At 58.9% G+C, this 16,473-nt stretch carries 18 protein-coding genes; 14 read left to right on the forward strand and 4 right to left on the reverse strand.

Features of this window, described 5'->3' with window-relative positions:
- Positions 1-15: 15 nt before the first annotated feature.
- The 13 genes from rsmG (at position 16) to glmU (ending at position 10,927) form a co-directional block, all read left to right on the forward strand.
- A complete protein-coding gene (rsmG, locus tag CUC44_RS08095) occupies positions 16-642 on the forward strand; it encodes a 16S rRNA (guanine(527)-N(7))-methyltransferase RsmG (protein ID WP_100859488.1) in 627 nt (208 codons plus the stop codon).
- A 27-nt stretch (positions 643-669) separates the two neighbouring features.
- On the forward strand, positions 670-1,473 hold the full coding sequence (locus CUC44_RS08100; RefSeq protein WP_100859460.1) for a ParA family protein: 804 nt from the start codon (positions 670-672) through the stop codon (positions 1,471-1,473).
- A complete protein-coding gene (locus tag CUC44_RS08105; protein ID WP_100859461.1) occupies positions 1,470-2,378 on the forward strand; it encodes a ParB/RepB/Spo0J family partition protein in 909 nt (302 codons plus the stop codon). The genes CUC44_RS08100 and CUC44_RS08105 overlap by 4 nt, the downstream gene beginning before the upstream one ends.
- A 190-nt stretch (positions 2,379-2,568) precedes the next feature.
- Positions 2,569-2,979: an ATP synthase subunit I gene (locus CUC44_RS08110; protein ID WP_167388833.1), complete on the forward strand. Its 411-nt coding sequence runs from the start codon at positions 2,569-2,571 to the stop codon at positions 2,977-2,979.
- Positions 2,980-2,987: 8 nt separating this feature from the next.
- Entirely contained in the window at positions 2,988-3,767 is a 780-nt protein-coding gene (gene atpB, locus CUC44_RS08115) for a F0F1 ATP synthase subunit A (RefSeq protein WP_042651586.1), read from the forward strand.
- Between the two features lie 61 nt (positions 3,768-3,828).
- Positions 3,829-4,068, forward strand: coding sequence for a F0F1 ATP synthase subunit C (gene atpE, locus CUC44_RS08120; protein ID WP_010672265.1), 240 nt, complete (start codon positions 3,829-3,831; stop codon positions 4,066-4,068).
- A gap of 51 nt (positions 4,069-4,119) precedes the next feature.
- Positions 4,120-4,590 carry a F0F1 ATP synthase subunit B gene (gene atpF / locus CUC44_RS08125; protein ID WP_100859462.1) on the forward strand — a complete coding sequence of 157 codons (471 nt, stop codon included), beginning with the start codon at positions 4,120-4,122 and terminating at the stop codon, positions 4,588-4,590.
- Between the two features lie 13 nt (positions 4,591-4,603).
- Positions 4,604-5,137: a F0F1 ATP synthase subunit delta gene (atpH, locus tag CUC44_RS08130; protein ID WP_100859463.1), complete on the forward strand. Its 534-nt coding sequence runs from the start codon at positions 4,604-4,606 to the stop codon at positions 5,135-5,137.
- Positions 5,138-5,152: 15 nt separating this feature from the next.
- Entirely contained in the window at positions 5,153-6,694 is a 1,542-nt protein-coding gene (gene atpA, locus CUC44_RS08135) for a F0F1 ATP synthase subunit alpha (protein WP_100859464.1), read from the forward strand.
- Between the two features lie 42 nt (positions 6,695-6,736).
- Complete coding sequence (atpG, locus tag CUC44_RS08140) at positions 6,737-7,603, forward strand: F0F1 ATP synthase subunit gamma (RefSeq protein WP_100859465.1); 867 nt, start codon at positions 6,737-6,739, stop codon at positions 7,601-7,603.
- 33 nt (positions 7,604-7,636) lie between these two features.
- Complete coding sequence (gene atpD, locus CUC44_RS08145; RefSeq protein ID WP_100859466.1) at positions 7,637-9,025, forward strand: F0F1 ATP synthase subunit beta; 1,389 nt, start codon at positions 7,637-7,639, stop codon at positions 9,023-9,025.
- Positions 9,026-9,043: 18 nt separating this feature from the next.
- Positions 9,044-9,472, forward strand: a complete 429-nt coding sequence (locus CUC44_RS08150) for a F0F1 ATP synthase subunit epsilon (RefSeq protein ID WP_010672259.1) — start codon at positions 9,044-9,046, stop codon at positions 9,470-9,472.
- A gap of 93 nt (positions 9,473-9,565) precedes the next feature.
- Positions 9,566-10,927 (forward strand): bifunctional UDP-N-acetylglucosamine diphosphorylase/glucosamine-1-phosphate N-acetyltransferase GlmU, encoded by a 1,362-nt coding sequence (gene glmU / locus CUC44_RS08155; protein WP_100859467.1) that lies wholly within the window; start codon positions 9,566-9,568, stop codon positions 10,925-10,927.
- A gap of 61 nt (positions 10,928-10,988) precedes the next feature.
- Here glmU and creD read toward each other — a convergent pair whose 3' ends face one another.
- The 4 genes from creD to blrA form a co-directional block, all read right to left on the reverse strand.
- On the reverse strand, positions 10,989-12,332 hold the full coding sequence (gene creD / locus CUC44_RS08160; protein ID WP_100859468.1) for a cell envelope integrity protein CreD: 1,344 nt from the start codon (positions 12,330-12,332) through the stop codon (positions 10,989-10,991).
- Positions 12,333-12,453: 121 nt separating this feature from the next.
- Complete coding sequence (gene blaOXA / locus CUC44_RS08165) at positions 12,454-13,248, reverse strand: class D beta-lactamase (RefSeq protein WP_100859469.1); 795 nt, start codon at positions 13,246-13,248, stop codon at positions 12,454-12,456.
- Positions 13,249-13,362: 114 nt separating this feature from the next.
- Positions 13,363-14,784: a beta-lactam sensor histidine kinase BlrB gene (blrB, locus tag CUC44_RS08170; RefSeq protein ID WP_100859470.1), complete on the reverse strand. Its 1,422-nt coding sequence runs from the start codon at positions 14,782-14,784 to the stop codon at positions 13,363-13,365.
- Between the two features lie 52 nt (positions 14,785-14,836).
- Positions 14,837-15,511, reverse strand: a complete 675-nt coding sequence (gene blrA, locus CUC44_RS08175) for a beta-lactam response regulator transcription factor BlrA (RefSeq protein ID WP_100859471.1) — start codon at positions 15,509-15,511, stop codon at positions 14,837-14,839.
- 121 nt (positions 15,512-15,632) lie between these two features.
- Here blrA and CUC44_RS08180 point away from each other — a divergent pair, with 121 nt between their 5' ends.
- Positions 15,633-16,406 carry a DeoR/GlpR family DNA-binding transcription regulator gene (locus tag CUC44_RS08180; protein WP_100859472.1) on the forward strand — a complete coding sequence of 258 codons (774 nt, stop codon included), beginning with the start codon at positions 15,633-15,635 and terminating at the stop codon, positions 16,404-16,406.
- Positions 16,407-16,473: the final 67 nt, after the last annotated feature.

Consider the following 16,473-nt stretch of genomic DNA (forward strand, 5'->3'; position numbering starts at 1 on the left):
TCACCGTTGGAAAACATGCTGGAAAGACTGAACGGCCTGCTCATGCAGGCCGATATTGTTATCACTGATATCCAAAAGAGTCAGTTGGTTCGCCTGGTCGAGTTGCTGCACAAGTGGAACAAGGCTTACAATCTCACCTCGGTGCGTGATCCGGACGCCATGCTGGTCAAGCATATCCTCGACAGCTTGGTGGTGAGCCCTCACCTCAAGGGTGAGCGTTTCATCGATGTCGGGACGGGTCCCGGTTTACCTGGGTTGCCGCTGGCCATCATCAATCCGGACAAGCAGTTCGTGCTGCTCGACAGCCTGGGCAAGCGGATCAACTTCATCCGCCAGGTGATCCTGGAGCTGGGGCTGACCAATGTGACGCCCATCAAGTCCCGGGTTGAAGAATATCAGCCAGAAGTGGGTTTCGATGGGGTACTAAGTCGGGCTTTCGCCTCCCTGGAGGACATGCTGAGCTGGTGTCATCATCTGCCGTCGGCCGAAGGCAGTTTCCTGGCGCTGAAGGGACAATATCCCGAGCAGGAGCTGGCCGAGCTGCCCGCCAATATCCGTCTAGTCGCCACTCACAAGCTGGTGGTGCCGGAGCTGGAAGGCGAGCGCCATCTGCTGGAGTTTCAAGCCATCCAGCCCGAATAGGGCCGCCGTATTCATTTAGGGGATAGTGTGGGAAAAGTCATTGCCATAGCCAACCAGAAGGGTGGAGTGGGTAAAACCACCACCTGTGTGAATCTGGCCGCCTCCATGGCCGCCACCCGGCGCAAGGTGCTGGTGATCGATCTGGATCCGCAGGGCAATGCCACCATGGGCAGCGGCGTCGACAAGTACGAAGTCGAGCGCACCGCCTATGAACTGCTGATCGAAGATACCCCCATCAAGGAGGTTATCATCCCCGAAACCTCGGGGGGTTATCACCTCATCGCCGCCAATGCCGACGTCACGGCAGCTGAAATCCGCCTGATGGAATTCTTCGCCCGCGAGATCCGCCTGCGCAACGCGCTGGCCTCGGTGCGGGACAAATACGACTACGTCTTCATCGACTGCCCCCCTTCCCTCAACATGCTGACCGTCAACGCCATGGCCGCTGCCGACTCAGTGCTGGTGCCCATGCAGTGCGAATACTATGCGCTGGAGGGTCTCACCGCCCTGGTGGACACCATTAGCAAGCTGGCGGCCGTGGTCAATCCGGAGCTGAAGATCGAAGGGGTGCTGCGCACCATGTTCGATCACCGCAACCGGCTGGCCAATGATGTGTCCGATCAGCTGAAACAGCACTTTGGGGACAAGGTCTATCGCACCATCATCCCCCGCAACGTAAGACTGGCGGAGGCCCCGAGCTTCGGTGCCCCGGCCATGCACTATGACAAAGCATCGGTGGGGGCCAAGGCCTATCTGGCTCTGGCTGGCGAGATACTGCGCCGCCAGGAACAGGAACGCCAACCGATCACCGCAGACCGAGAGAGCCTATGACTCTGAAGAAACGTGGCCTGGGCAAGGGACTGGATGCCCTGCTCAGCACCAGTACAGCCGCCCGCCAGAAACAGGTGATGAGCGACCAGCGCACCGAGCAGGCCATGGCGCCCACCAACCAGGGCGAGCTGCGCAAGCTGCCGGTGGAGTGGCTCCAGTCCGGCAAGTACCAGCCACGCAAGGACATGTCGCAGGATGCGCTGGAAGACCTGGCCAACTCCATTCGGGCGCAAGGTGTGATTCAGCCGATAGTGGTACGATCCATCGGTGAGAACCGCTTCGAGATCATCGCAGGTGAGCGGCGCTGGCGTGCCTCCCAGCTGGCCCGGCTCGAGGTCGTTCCCTGCCTGGTCAAGGACGTGCCCGACGAGGCTGCGGTGGCCATCGCGCTGATTGAGAACATCCAGCGTGAAGATCTCAACGCCATCGAGGAAGCGGTTGCCCTGCAGCGGCTGCTGACCGAGTTCGAACTGACCCACCAGCAGGTGGCTGAAGCCGTGGGCAAGTCCCGCACGACCGTGACCAACCTGCTGCGCCTCAATCAGCTCAACGAGGATGTGAAACGCTTCGTTGAGCACGGTGATCTCGACATGGGCCATGCCCGCGCCCTGCTGGCCCTGAGCGGCCCGGCCCAATCCGAGCTGGCCAAACTGGTCGCTCAGAAGGGATTGACCGTGCGAGATACCGAGAAACTCGTGCAAAAGACGTTGGAACCGGCAAAAACCAAGGTTGAACCCGTTCGCGATCCCCAATTTGGTTACATCGAGCGCCAGATTTCAGAAAAAATAGGCAATCAGGTACAACTTCAGCCGGGCAAGCAGGATAGCGGTAAGTTAGTAATAAGTTACGATAACTTAGCGGATTTGGACCGCTTACTGTGCTATTTTGGCCTGTCAGAATCGTGATTTTTACGCTTTTTGTAGTAATAAAACATCCATTCCTTTCGATATGAACATAACCTTAATTTCGCGCGGAAGGCCGCAAAAATTAAGGATTTTTGCCATGTTGCAATAGCCGTCTTCACGGGTATAATTTGACCGGCTTTTCGAGCTGTGAACCCGGCGTCTTCGGATACCGATTTTTTACAGTTCTGTAATGTTCAGGGGTAGGTTGGTGAAACAGAAAATAGCCTTGGAAGGTTTGATGCTAGCCTTGGCTATGCTCGTTTGTCAGCTCATCCTGATCCTGGCGATCAGTTCCGTCTGGTTTTACCTGCGGGGTCCGTTCGCCGGACAATCCTCTCTCTACGGAGGGGGGATGTACTGGGTTCCTCAAGCCCTGTTCACACTCTGGGTTCTGCGCCGCAAGGTGACGAAGGAGAGTGTGGGTCTGGTTTTGCGGGACTTTTATGGTGGGGCAGGGATTAAGCTCATTACTACAACAGGACTTTTCGCCCTGCTGTTTGGCTCCGGGATCGAGGTCGACACCATCTCGTTCTTCGCCACTTATATCCTCGCCCTCGTTGTACAGTGGATAGTTTCATTCACGCTTAACAACCACTATTAGGAAAACTCATGTCTGCAACCGGAGAAGTCCTGACTCCTCAGGGATATATCTCCCACCACCTGACCCATCTGCAAGTTGGATCGGGGTTCTGGACAGTGAATATCGACTCAATGATATTTTCTGTCTTGCTAGGCGCTCTGTTTATCTGGTTGTTCCGTCGTGTGGCCGTCAAGGCTACCAGCGGTGTGCCCGGTAAGCTGCAGTGCTTTGTGGAGATGCTGGTCGAGTTTGTGAATGGTAACGTCAAAGACATCTTTCATGGTCGCAACAAGGTCATCGCACCTCTTGGCCTGACAGTGTTTGTGTGGATCTTCCTGATGAACCTGATGGATCTGATCCCCGTTGACTTTATCCCTCACGCTGCACAGTTGATGGGTGTTCCCTATCTGCGTGTGGTTCCCTCTGCTGACGTTAACATCACCATGTCCATGGCTTTGGGCGTGTTCTTCTTGATCCTGTATTACAGCATCAAGGTCAAGGGTATCAGCGGATTCGTGAAGGAGCTGACGCTTCAGCCTTTCAACCATCCCGCTGCCATCCCGGTTAACTTCATCCTTGAAACCGTCACGTTGATTTCCAAGCCTGTTTCGTTGGGTCTGCGACTGTTCGGCAACATGTATGCTGGCGAACTGATCTTTATCCTGATTGCGGGTTTGTTACCCTGGTGGTCACAGTGGATCCTGTCCGTGCCTTGGGCAATTTTCCACATCCTGATCATCACTTTGCAGGCGTTTATCTTCATGGTTCTGACCATCGTCTATCTGTCGATGGCGCAAGAAGACCATTGATGATGCAACTCAAATAATCCTTTTTATACAATCAATTACATCTAAATAAATGGAGATCCTCATGGAAAACTTGAACATGGACCTGCTGTACATCGCTGCTGCAATGATGATGGGTCTGGCGGCTATCGGCGCCTCCATCGGTATCGGTATCCTGGGTGGCAAGTTCCTGGAAGGTGCGGCTCGTCAACCTGATCTGATCCCTGTTCTGCGTACCCAGTTCTTCATCGTCATGGGTCTGGTAGATGCGATCCCGATGATCGCCGTTGGTCTGGGTCTGTATGTGATGTTTGCGGTTGCCTAAGTCGTCTCGACTCACGCAGAACCCATTAACTAACTTAAGAGGACATCGGCTGTGAATATCAACGCCACCCTCCTCGGCCAAGCAATTGCTTTTTTCATCTTCGTAGTGTTTTGCATGAAGTACGTATGGCCGCCGTTGATCGCTGCCATCGAAGCCCGTCAGAAAGAAATTGCTGATGGTCTCTCTTCTGCCGAACGTGCCAAGAAAGATCTGGATTTGGCCAAGGCCAACGCCACCGATCAGCTGAAAGAAGCCAAGCTTCAGGCTGCCGAAATCATTGAACAGGCCAACAAACGCAAGGGCCAAATCATTGATGAAGCCGCTGTCGGAGCGCAAGCAGAGCGGGAAAAAATCCTGGCTCAGGGCCGTGCAGAGATCGAAGCTGAACGTCATCGTGCCAAAGAAGAACTGCGCAAGCAGGTTGCTGCTCTTGCCATCGCGGGTGCAGAGAAGATCCTGGCACGCCAAATCGACCAGGCTGCCAACAGCGACATCGTCGACAAACTGGTAGCAGAACTGTAACGGGAACGGGGCTATGTCTGAACTGACTACAATCGCTCGCCCCTACGCCAAGGCTGCTTTCGAGTTTGCCGTTGAGCACAAGGCGGTTGACCAGTGGCTGGAAATGCTCGGCTTCGCTGCAGAAGTAGTGAAGAACGAGACCATTAACAACCTGGTAAACGGCTCTGTGGCTGCCGAAGAGCTCGCAAAATTATTTGTGAGTGTCTGCGGTGAGCAACTCGACGAGCATGGTCAGAACCTGATCCGGGTGATGGCCGAGAATGGTCGCTTGGGTGTGCTGCCGGCGGTCGTCGCTGAATTTGTAGCGCTCAAGGCTGAACTGGACAAAGAAGTTCAGGCTGACGTGATTTCGGCGATCGAACTGACCGACCAGCAGAAAGCCAATATTCAGGCTTCTCTGGAACAACGTCTCGCGCGCAAAGTGAAGCTGAATTGCAGCACAGATGCGTCCTTGATGGCCGGGGTGCTCATCAAGGCCGGTGACCTGGTTATCGACGGCACAGTCCGCGGTAAGCTGGATCGCATGGCCGATGCGCTGCAATCTTGATTGGGGTATTAGAGCATGCAACTGAATTCCACTGAAATCGCCGAGCTGATCAAGCAGCGCATTGCGCAGTTTGATGTCAAAAGCGAAGCGCGTAACGAAGGTACCATCGTCTCTGTGAGCGACGGTATCATTCGTATCCACGGCCTGGCCGATGCCATGCAGGGTGAGATGATCGAGCTGCCGGGCAACCGCTTCGCTCTGGCATTGAACCTGGAGCGTGACTCCGTTGGTGCCGTAGTTATGGGTCCCTATGCCAACCTGGCGGAAGGGATGAAAGTAAAAGGCACCGGCCGTATTCTGGAAGTGCCGGTAGGTCGTGGTCTGTTGGGCCGGGTGGTCAACACCCTGGGTCAGCCGATCGACGGTAAGGGCCCGGTCGACAACGATGGCTACTCGCCAATCGAAGTCATTGCACCTGGCGTTATCGAGCGTAAGTCTGTTGACCAGCCAGTCCAGACCGGTCTGAAAGCCATCGATGCCATGATCCCAATCGGTCGTGGCCAGCGTGAGCTGATCATCGGTGACCGTCAGGTAGGTAAGACTGCCATCGCGATCGACACCATCATCAACCAGAAAGACTCCGGCATTAAGTGTGTCTACGTTGCGATTGGCCAGAAGGCCTCCACCATCGCCAACGTGGTACGCAAGCTGGAAGAGCACGGCGCCCTGGCCAACACCGTCGTGGTGGTTGCCTCTGCGTCCGAAGCTGCTGCCCTGCAGTACCTGGCTCCTTATGCCGGTTGCTCCATGGGTGAGTACTTCCGTGACCGCGGTGAAGACGCGCTGATCATCTATGATGACCTGTCCAAGCAGGCCGTAGCCTATCGCCAGATCTCCCTGCTGCTGCGCCGTCCACCAGGACGCGAAGCTTACCCGGGCGACGTCTTCTATCTGCACTCCCGTCTGCTGGAGCGTGCTGCTCGCGTCAACGTCGAGTACGTCGAGAAGTTCACCAAGGGTGCCGTGACTGGCCAGACCGGTTCTCTGACCGCGCTGCCGATCATCGAAACCCAGGCCGGCGACGTGTCTGCGTTCGTTCCGACCAACGTGATCTCCATCACCGATGGCCAGATCTTCCTGACCACTCAGCTGTTCAACTCCGGTATTCGTCCGGCGGTTGACCCGGGTATCTCCGTATCCCGTGTAGGCGGTGCCGCTCAGACCAAGATCGTCAAGAAGCTGTCCGGTGGTATCCGTACCGCGCTGGCCCAGTATCGTGAACTGGCGGCATTCGCCCAGTTCTCCTCCGATCTGGACGATGCGACTCGCAAGCAGCTGGATCACGGTCAGAAAGTGACTGAGCTGATGAAGCAGAAGCAGTACTCTCCGATGAGCGTGGCTCACCAGTCTCTGGTGCTGTTCGCCGCCGAGAAGGGTTATCTCGCCGATGTCGAACTGAGCAAAATTGTCGACTTCGAAGCCGCTCTGCTCTCTTACGCCAATACCCAGCATGCCGAGCTGATGGCTGAAATCAATGCCAAGGCTGACTACAACGACGCTGTCGTTGGCAAGCTGACTGCGTTGCTGGATAGCTTCAAGGCAACCCAGACCTGGTAAGCGTGTGTGGCAGCGCAAGCTGCCACCTGATGGAGAGAAGAGATGGCCGGCGCAAAAGAGATACGTAACAAGATCGGGAGTGTGAAAAACACTCAGAAGATCACCAGCGCTATGGAAATGGTGGCAGCCAGCAAGATGCGCCGTGCGCAGGAACGCATGTCTGCCAGCCGTCCGTACGCTGAAACCATGCGCAAGGTGATCGGCCATATCGCTCAGGGGAACTTGGAATACAAGCACCCCTACCTCATCGAACGTGAGGTCAAGCGAGTGGGTTACATCGTCGTCTCCACCGACCGTGGCCTGTGTGGCGGCCTGAACATCAACCTGTTCAAGTCTGCCCTCAACGAGATGAAGCAATGGAGCGCGAAAGGTGCCAAGGTTGACCTGGCACTGATCGGTAGCAAGGCCTCCAACTTCTTTGAGCGGCACGGCGCCAAGGTGAAAGCCCATGTCTCCGGACTGGGTGACACCCCGAGCGTCAATGACCTGATTGGTTCAGTCAAGGTCATGCTGAAGGCTTACGACAACGGTGAGATTGACAGGCTGTACCTGGTGTACAACAAGTTCGTCAACACCATGGTTCAGCAACCAAAGGTCGATCAACTGCTGCCTTTGCCCGTAACAGAAGACAGCAAGCTGAACAAGAAGAACCACTGGGATTACCTCTATGAGCCGGATCCCAAGCAACTGCTGGATGCCCTGCTGATTCGCTACGTCGAATCCCAGGTGTACCAGGGTGTGGTAGAAAACTTGGCCAGTGAACAGGCAGCCCGAATGGTTGCCATGCAAGCCGCGACTGACAACGCCGGCAACCTGATTAACGATCTGCAACTGGTATACAACAAGGCCCGTCAGGCCAGTATTACCCAGGAGCTGACTGAGATCGTATCCGGTGCTGCAGCGGTGTAAGGCAAGGGTTATCAAAGGTTTAGAGGATTTGACATGAGTAACGGTTTCATCGTCCAAATCATCGGCGCTGTAGTGGACATCGAGTTCCCGCAAGACGCCGTGCCCCAGGTGTACGATGCACTGAAAGTCATCAGCGAAGGCCAAGGCCAGGGTCTGGTACTGGAAGTTCAGCAACAGATCGGCGGCGGCGTCGTTCGTTGCATCACCATGGGTTCCTCCGACGGTCTGCGTCGTGGGTTGGAAGTAGTTAACAGCGGCAAGGCCATCCAGGTACCGGTTGGTATCTCGACCCTGGGTCGTATCATGAACGTACTGGGCGAGCCCATCGACGAGAAGGGTCCGATCGGCGAAGAAGAGCGTTGGTCCATCCACCGTGAAGCCCCCAGCTACGAAGATCAGTCCAACAGCGCCGAGCTGCTGGAGACCGGCATCAAGGTTATCGACCTGGTATGTCCGTTCGCCAAGGGTGGTAAGGTCGGTCTGTTCGGTGGTGCCGGTGTAGGCAAGACCGTCAACATGATGGAGCTGATCCGTAACATCGCCATCGAGCACAGCGGTTACTCCGTGTTCGCCGGTGTGGGTGAGCGTACCCGTGAGGGTAACGACTTCTACCACGAGATGATGGAGTCCAACGTACTGGACAAAGTATCTCTGGTTTACGGTCAGATGAACGAACCGCCCGGAAACCGTCTGCGCGTGGCGCTGACCGGTCTGACCATGGCCGAGAAGTTCCGTGACGAAGGTCGTGACGTGCTGTTCTTCGTGGACAACATCTACCGTTACACCTTGGCCGGTACCGAAGTATCCGCACTGCTGGGCCGTATGCCCTCCGCAGTAGGCTACCAGCCGACCCTGGCCGAGGAGATGGGTGTTTTGCAGGAACGTATTACCTCCACCAAGACTGGTTCCATCACCTCAGTCCAGGCCGTTTACGTGCCTGCGGATGACTTGACCGACCCGTCTCCGGCGACCACCTTCGCCCACTTGGATGCGACCATCGTTCTGTCCCGTCAGATCGCGGCCCTGGGTATCTACCCGGCCGTTGACCCGCTGGACTCCACCTCCCGTCAGCTGGATCCGCTGGTGGTAGGCAAGGAGCACTACGAGACCGCTCGTGGTGTGCAGATCGTACTGCAGCGCTACAAAGAGCTGAAGGACATCATCGCCATCCTGGGTATGGATGAACTGTCAGAAGAAGACAAACTGACCGTATCCCGTGCCCGTAAGATCGAGCGTTTCCTGTCCCAGCCGTTCTTCGTGGCCGAAGTATTTACCGGTTCTTCTGGTAAGTACGTGCCGCTGAAAGAGACCATCCGTGGTTTCCAGGGCATCCTGAAAGGCGAGTACGACGATCTGCCCGAGCAGGCGTTTTACATGGTTGGCAGCATCGACGAAGTCGTCGAGAAAGCCAAGAAACTGTAAGCCTCGATAGGAGGGCCCATGGCTGAGATGATCTCCTTTCACCTGGATGTGGTGAGCGCCGAAGGGAAACTGTTTTCCGGTCGGGTGCAATCTGCTCAGGTATCAGGCTCCGAGGGTGAGCTGGGTCTCCGCCACGGTCATGCTCCGCTGCTGACTGCCATCAAGCCGGGCCTGGTCCGCTTGATCAAGCAAAATGGTAGCGAAGAGGTGCTGTACATCTCCGGCGGCATGCTGGAAGTACAACCCGAAGCCGTGACCGTGCTGGCCGATACCGCCATTCGCGCCGACGACTTGGATGAGGCGAAAGCCCAGGAAGCCAAGCGCCGTGCCGAAGAGCGGATCAACAGCTCCCATGGTGATATCGACTATGCTCAGGCGTCTGCCGAGCTGGCCAAAGCGATGGCCCAGCTGCGGGTTATCGATATCGTCAAAAAGAATTACCGCTAATCACGGTGATGCAAAAAGCGACCTTCGGGTCGCTTTTTTTTTACCCGTTGGATAGACTCCGCCCAGCATTTCCTCATGTTTCAAAGGCTAGCTATGACTCTCAACGTCGTGATCCTGGCTGCGGGTAAAGGTACTCGCATGCGTTCCGTCCTTCCCAAGGTGCTGCACCCCGTCGCCAACAAGCCCATGGTCTCCCATGTCATCGAGACCGCGCGCCAGATCGGTGCCGAGCAGTTGCACCTGGTCTATGGCCACGGTGCCGAGCTGCTCAAGGAGCGGATCGCCGCCCCGGACTTGAACTGGGTGCTGCAGGCGCAGCAGCTGGGGACCGGCCACGCTGTCGCCCAGGCCATCCCGTTCTGGCAGGACCAAGACGAGGTGCTGGTGTTGTACGGCGACACCCCGCTGATCCAGCCAGAGACCCTGCAACGGCTGCTGGCCGCCAAGGCCGCCGACGGCATGGCACTGCTGACCGTGGTGCTGGACAACCCGACCGGCTATGGCCGCATCGTGCGTGAGAACGGCCAGGTGGTGGGTATCGTCGAGCAGAAGGATGCCAATGCCGAGCAACTCGCTATCCGCGAGGTGAATACCGGCGTGCTGGTGGCCAATGGCGCCCAGCTGCGCGGCTGGCTGTCTCGCCTGGACAACAAGAATGCCCAGGGCGAGTTCTACCTCACCGACGTGATCGCCATGGCCCACGGGGATGGTTGCCCCATCGCCGCCGTCCACCCGGACAGCGCCATGGAAGTGGAAGGGGCCAACAACCGGGTGCAGCTGGCAGCGCTCGAGCGCAGCTATCAGCAGATGCAGGCCGAGAAGCTGATGATCGCCGGCGCCACCCTGATGGATCCGGCGCGCTTCGATCTGCGCGGTGAGCTCGAGATCGGGGAAGAGGTGGTGATCGACGTCAACGTCATCATCGAGGGCAAGGTCAAACTCGGCAACCATGTGCGCATCGGTGCGGGTTGCGTGCTCAAGGATTGCGAGATTGGCGATCACAGCGAGGTGAAGCCCTATTCCGTCATCGAAGGGGCGCAGGTCGCCGATCAGTGCTCGGTCGGTCCCTTCACCCGTCTGCGTCCAGGCGCCGTGCTGGAACAGGATGCCCACGTCGGCAACTTCGTCGAGATGAAGAAGGCGCGGCTCGGGGTCGGCTCCAAGTGCGGTCATCTGACCTATCTGGGGGACGCGGAAGTGGGTGCCAATGTGAACATAGGCGCCGGCACCATCACCTGTAATTACGATGGGGTGAACAAGTTCCAGACCATCATCGAAGATGACGTCTTCGTCGGCTCCGATACCCAGCTGGTGGCGCCGGTGCGCATCGGCAAGGGCGCGACCCTGGGGGCGGGCTCCACCATCACCAAGGATGTGGATGAGAACGAGCTGGTCATCACCCGGGTGCCCCAGCGCCACATCAAGAACTGGGCTCGCCCGGTCAAGAAGAAGTGATGTCCAGCCAAGTTCCGGCTCATCCATGACATAAAAACGGTGCCATAAGGCGCCGTTTTATTTATGGGGTCTGATCCCCTCGCTCCGTCACCTGGTACCAGTCCAGCTTGCGGGTCAGCAGCATGATGAGCGCCAGGATGGCAAACAGCAGCAGGGCGCCAAGCAGCAGGGCTATCTCTTCCGCCTGCAATAATCCGAACAATATGCTGTATACCAGCCCCAGCAGCGCCGCGAATCCCAGCCCCTGCCTGGTCCCGCCCAGCACATGGCTGAGGTAGAAGCCGTTGAGGGAGACGCTGGCCAGACTCGCGACCAGATATGCCCAGCCAAAGCCGATGTGCTCGGTCAGCGCCAACAGAACCAGGTAGAAGATGACCAACCCCATGCCCACCAGGGCGTACTGGATCGGGTGTACCCTCAGCCCCTTGAGCAGCTCGAACATGAAGAAGCTGAGGAAGGTGAGGCCGATGAACAGCAAGGCATACTTGGCCGCCCGCTCGTTTTGTTGATAGTGATCCACCGGTTGCACCAGGCTGACGCTGAAACTCGGCAGTTTAGCCCCGACACCTTTCATCAGGCGGTTGAAGCGGGTCTCCATGTCGGTGGCAAACCAGCTGGTCTGCCAGTTGGCGTCGAACCCCTGCTCGCCCAGGGTGCGGTTGCCGGGCAGGAAGTCGCCGATGAAATTGGGGTGGGGCCAGTTGCTGCTCAGATGTAGCTTGCTGTCCTGACCGAGGGGGACCACTTCCAGCGCATTCATCCCCTGCAGGTTCAGCTCGATGTGAAAGCGGCCATCCTCGCCGGGCAAGGCATCGAGTGGCGCGTGGATGCCTGCCATGGCGTCCCCCAGCAGGGCGCCTGGTGCGAACGGGATACGCGCCTCTCCCAGCCGCAGCTCGGGCACGCTGTTGATGCCACGGGCATCGGACAGCACCAGGCTGAGGTAAGGCTTGCCCGGCACCAGGGCGGGATCGGCGCCGTCAAAACGCAAGTCCGGGTTGTCGGCCACCAGCATCTTGTCGCTGAGATTGCCCGGCAAGCGGCCGGAGAGGGAGAGACGGCTCTGATAGACCTGGGCTTGATAGATGCCGAGCTTGCGCGGGGTCACCTTCATGCTGGCCCGTACATCCAGCTGCTCCGGCAGCAGGTAGCGGTAGACCCGCTCCTCGCGCACGAAACGCTTGCCATCCTGCTCCACAGTCACGGCCCGGGTATAGGGCTGGACCAGCACAGGCCCCAGCAGTCTCTGTGGGCCGCTGCTGCTGGCCATGATGCTGTTGATGGCCTGGCTGCGATAGGCCTGGCGCTCCCGGTTCAGCTCCATGATGGAGTGCACCGGTATCATCAGCAGCAGGCTGAGCAACAGCAGCATGACGATCTTGTGGGTGAATATCTGTTTGACCATGACGCCTCTCCTTGTTGATGCAGGCGAGTGTGGCGGGTCTGGGTGAAGGGGAGATGAGGCTCTGTGAAGTCGGGGTGAAGGGAATAAAAAAACCGGCGCTGGGCGCCGGCTCTGAAGGATATTACAGCTTCTTCAACTGGGCCGGCAGGGCGGCAAACACCTCGTCCCTGGCCTTGAGGGAGGCAAACTGCTTGCCCGGCTTCTGGATGACGGTGTGGACGAAGATGAGCTTCTTGTCCTGCTTGCTGGCCCAGCCGACGAACCAGCCGATCTGCTGCTCCCGGTTGAGGCTGCCATCCAGTAGCTTGGGGTAGCCCATGCCGGTCTTGCCGTGGATCTGCCAACCGTCGATGTCGGGCTGGCGCAGGATATTGGCCGTGTGCTGCAGCGTCTGGGCGGAGACTGGCAGCTTGCCGCTCACCAGTTTGCCGAGGAAGCGGGCCTGCTCTTGCGGGCTGATGGCGAGGCTGGAGCTGAGCCAGGCCTGGGTCAGGCCGTCGTGTTTGCCCGGATTGCCCAAGAGATCCCGGTTGCCATAGTCGAAGCCGTCCACATAGTGCTGCAGCCGCGCTATTCCCAGCCACTCGGTGAGGCGCTGGGAGTACCAGATGACGGAGTACTTCATCCAGCTGCTCGGGCTGGTGGTCTGTCGCCATTCCGGCAGAAAGTCGGCGTCCCCGGGTTTGAACGGCAGGGCCGGCAGCTGTTCATCCACCAGGAAGCCGCTGTCATAGCCCATCAGCGCCAGCGGGATCTTGAAGGTGGATGCCGGGGGAAGCTGGGTGGCGCAATCGCCCTGGCTGGAGAGGGGCTTGCCGCTGCCATCGGCAAACAGCAGGCAGCCTGACGCGGCGCTGGTGGGCAATGAACAGAGCAGACCGGCGGCGAGCAGGCCGGACAACAGAATGCGGGACATGAAGATCTCCTTGTGTGAGCGCCACCATGGCACTCAGATTCCGAAGGAGCGCAGCTTAGTCCCGCTGTGTGTGTTCAATGTGAAGTCAGCATCAGGGTGGATGGAATCCTCACTTCAAGCCGCGGGCAACCAGAGTTCGGCCAGCACGCCGCCATCGGGATGATTGTCCAGGGTCAAGCGGCCGCCGTGCTGGCGCGCCACCTCGCGGGCGAAGCTGAGGCCAAGACCACTGCTCTTGCCCTTGTCGGGTCTGGGCAGGGAGTAGAAGCGCTCGAAGATGCGCGGCAGGGCGTAATCCGGGATGCCGGGCCCCAGATCCCTCACCTGGAAGCGATAGCCGCCGGCATGTACCTCCCCCGTCAGGGTGACGAGGCCGCCGATCGGCGAGAAGTCGATGGCGTTGTCCAGCAGGTTGCCTAGGGCCTGCTCCACCAGCAGCGGGTCCCATTTCTGTTTCTGGGCTTCGGCCAGATCGAGCCGGAGGCTGAGCTGGCGACGCTGGGCGACTATCTGGCGGGCGTCCAGTACCCGCCTGCCGAGCCTGGCGGGATCGCAGGCCTGGCGATCCAGCCCCTGCCCTGACTCCAGCCTGGCCAGCTGCAACATGCGCTCGATCAGCTGCTGCATGCGGGCCGTCTCCAGGTTGATGTTGCCGATAAAGCGCGTGGCCACCTCGGGGGGCGGCGCCTCGGCCAAAATCTCCCCCGCCCCGCGAATGGCGGCCAGCGGGCTCTTTAGCTCATGGGTCAGGCTGTGGACATAGGACTCGATGTAGGACTTGCCATCCAGCTGGCGGCGCATGGTCTCAAGGGAGCGACCGAGCCGGTCCAGCTCAGGGCTGTAGAGCCGTGGCAGGCTGGTGGGTTGCCCTTGACTGACCGCATCGGCGTATTGCACCAGCTTGCCGATGGCGCGGTTGAGCCACCACACCAGCAGGCCCCCGATCAGCAGTGAGATGAGCAGCAGCATGGCCGCCCCCTGCAACAGCTGGTGCTCGCTGCGCTCTATCATGGGCAACAGGGTGCGGTTGGGCTTGGCGACGGTGAGGGAGCCCAGGATATTTGTGCCATCGCGCAGGGGGGCGGCCACGTGCATCACCGAGCTGGCGGGATCGTCCGGATCGCTGCGGGTGCTGCGGGCGCCGTACTCCCCGCGCAGGGTGCGGTAGACGTCGTTCCAGCGCGAATAGTCCTTGCCGAGATCCTGGCCGCTGGAGTCATAGACCACTATTCCCTTCCCATCGACCACATAGATACGGTACTCGGTCTGTTGCTTGAGGTGGCCGTCGATCAGGGCGTTGAGGGGGGTCTGGTTGAGGCGATCGAAGGCGCTGGCCAGCCGGCCATTCGCCATCTTCCCCTCCTGCAGATCGCCTAACGCCATCGGCGCCAGCAACTGGGCCATGTCCACCAGGGTATCTTCGGTGGCGCTGCGCACCCCGGGTTTGATCTCCTCGACGAAGATCTCCAGCACGAACCAGGCCGCCAGGGCGAAGATCAGCACCAGGCCGCACAGCAGCTGCAGGCCTATCCTCATGTCCGCCCCCGGCTATCACCCAGTTTTGGATCGCATCGCCGCGTCGCCCTCGTCATGCCAGCTCCAGGCTGTAGCCCAGTCCGCGATGGGTCAGGATCAGGCTGGTGGCCGGATCCCGTTCCCGCAACTTGGCGCGCAGGGTCTTGATATGGGTATCCACGGTGCGATCCAGGCTCTCCTCCGCCCCGCTCCACACCAGATCCATCAACTGCTGGCGGGAGTAGACCCGCCCCGGTGCCTGCATCAGGGTCTTGAGCAGCAGGTATTCGTAGCGGGTGAGGGCCAGGGCCTGACCATGGAAGCAGATGCGGGCCCGCTCCTCGTCCAGCGTCAGGGGTTGGTGGCTGGCTTGGGGGAGCGGCTGGCTGCGGCGCAGGATCACCCGCACCCGGGCACACACCTCCCGCGGCGAGAACGGCTTGGCCACATAATCATCGGCCCCTATCTCCAGCCCGATCAGGCGGTCTATCTCCTCGCTGCGGGCGGTGAGAAACATCAGCGGGATATCACAGCGGGCCCGTACCTGCTTGCACAGCTCGAAGCCGCTGAGATCAGGCAGCCCCACATCCAGGATCAGGAAATCGGGCTGCGTCTGTTCCAGTCGCGCCAGCATGGGCTGGCCCAAGGGGAACCACTCCACCTCGAAACCGTCCGTTTGCAGCGCATAGATCAGGGTATCGGCGATGCTGGCTTCATCTTCCACCAGCCAGATGACTCGTTTTTGCATGGCGTCCTCTCGCAAATCAGCCCCCCATTCTGGCATCGAACCAAATCGGATCCTATTTGCCGTTTGATTTTTCCAAAAAAGTCGCTAACATTTCGACATTCTTTCGAATCGAAACTTAGCGATGAGCAAACGCAACACCCAACAGCGCCGTCACACCATAGTGACCCTGGTTCAGGAACAGGGAGAAGTGAGTGTAGACGCCCTCGCCAAGCACTTCTCCACCTCGGAAGTCACCATACGCAAAGATCTGGCGGTGCTGGAAACTGGCGGTCTGCTGCTGCGCCGTTACGGTGGAGCCGTGCCCCTGCCGAGCGAGATGGTGGCGAATGATAATCCCGAACAAGTTTCGAAACGAAAGATGGCCATCGCCCGCGCCGCCGCCGAACGCATCCGCGATCACAACCGCGTCATCATCGACAGCGGCAGTACCACCAGCGCCATGATCCCCCTGCTCGGCAACAAGCGTGGCCTCATCGTCATGACCAACTCCCTCAATGTGGCGGGCGCCCTGCGGGAGCTGGAGAACGAACCCACCTTGCTGATGACGGGCGGTACCTGGGATCCCCATTCCGAATCCTTCCAGGGTCAGGTGGCGGAACAGGTGCTGCGCTCCTACGACTTCGATCAGCTGTTCATCGGTGCCGATGGCATCGATCTGGCGCGGGGCACCACCACCTTCAACGAGCTGGTGGGCCTCTCCCGGGTGATGGCCGAGGTCTCCCGCGAGGTCATCGTCATGGTCGAGTCCGAGAAGATTGGCCGCAAGATCCCGAACCTGGAGCTGCCCTGGGGCAGCGTCCACACCCTGGTGACCGACGAGGGACTGGCCCCCGAGGCCAGGGAACAGCTTCAAGCGCAGGGGATCCAGCTGGTCTGTGCCCCTGTTGTCAGTTGATATGACTGCCTAAACCGAACATCCAACTATCCAAAGCATCAAGTATTAACGTCTCAAGGAGAATCCT

The sequence above is a fragment of the Aeromonas lusitana genome (genome assembly GCF_002812985.1).
Lineage (GTDB): Bacteria > Pseudomonadota > Gammaproteobacteria > Enterobacterales > Aeromonadaceae > Aeromonas > Aeromonas lusitana.

What these genes read in the sequence shown, in the direction of transcription:
- CUC44_RS08105 (WP_100859461.1), top strand. Translation starts at nt 1,470, where the DNA reads ATGACTCTGAAGAAACGTGGCCTGGGCAAGGGACTGGATGCCCTGCTC.
- blrA (WP_100859471.1), bottom strand. Translation starts at nt 15,511, where the DNA reads ATGCAAAAACGAGTCATCTGGCTGGTGGAAGATGAAGCCAGCATCGCC.
- CUC44_RS08180 (WP_100859472.1), top strand. Translation starts at nt 15,633, where the DNA reads ATGAGCAAACGCAACACCCAACAGCGCCGTCACACCATAGTGACCCTG.
- atpD (WP_100859466.1), top strand. Translation starts at nt 7,637, where the DNA reads ATGAGTAACGGTTTCATCGTCCAAATCATCGGCGCTGTAGTGGACATC.
- CUC44_RS08110 (WP_167388833.1), top strand. Translation starts at nt 2,569, where the DNA reads ATGTTCAGGGGTAGGTTGGTGAAACAGAAAATAGCCTTGGAAGGTTTG.
- blrB (WP_100859470.1), bottom strand. Translation starts at nt 14,784, where the DNA reads ATGAGGATAGGCCTGCAGCTGCTGTGCGGCCTGGTGCTGATCTTCGCC.
- glmU (WP_100859467.1), top strand. Translation starts at nt 9,566, where the DNA reads ATGACTCTCAACGTCGTGATCCTGGCTGCGGGTAAAGGTACTCGCATG.
- creD (WP_100859468.1), bottom strand. Translation starts at nt 12,332, where the DNA reads ATGGTCAAACAGATATTCACCCACAAGATCGTCATGCTGCTGTTGCTC.
- atpG (WP_100859465.1), top strand. Translation starts at nt 6,737, where the DNA reads ATGGCCGGCGCAAAAGAGATACGTAACAAGATCGGGAGTGTGAAAAAC.
- atpB (WP_042651586.1), top strand. Translation starts at nt 2,988, where the DNA reads ATGTCTGCAACCGGAGAAGTCCTGACTCCTCAGGGATATATCTCCCAC.
- blaOXA (WP_100859469.1), bottom strand. Translation starts at nt 13,248, where the DNA reads ATGTCCCGCATTCTGTTGTCCGGCCTGCTCGCCGCCGGTCTGCTCTGT.
- atpE (WP_010672265.1), top strand. Translation starts at nt 3,829, where the DNA reads ATGGAAAACTTGAACATGGACCTGCTGTACATCGCTGCTGCAATGATG.
- atpA (WP_100859464.1), top strand. Translation starts at nt 5,153, where the DNA reads ATGCAACTGAATTCCACTGAAATCGCCGAGCTGATCAAGCAGCGCATT.
- CUC44_RS08150 (WP_010672259.1), top strand. Translation starts at nt 9,044, where the DNA reads ATGGCTGAGATGATCTCCTTTCACCTGGATGTGGTGAGCGCCGAAGGG.
- atpH (WP_100859463.1), top strand. Translation starts at nt 4,604, where the DNA reads ATGTCTGAACTGACTACAATCGCTCGCCCCTACGCCAAGGCTGCTTTC.
- rsmG (WP_100859488.1), top strand. Translation starts at nt 16, where the DNA reads ATGCTGGAAAGACTGAACGGCCTGCTCATGCAGGCCGATATTGTTATC.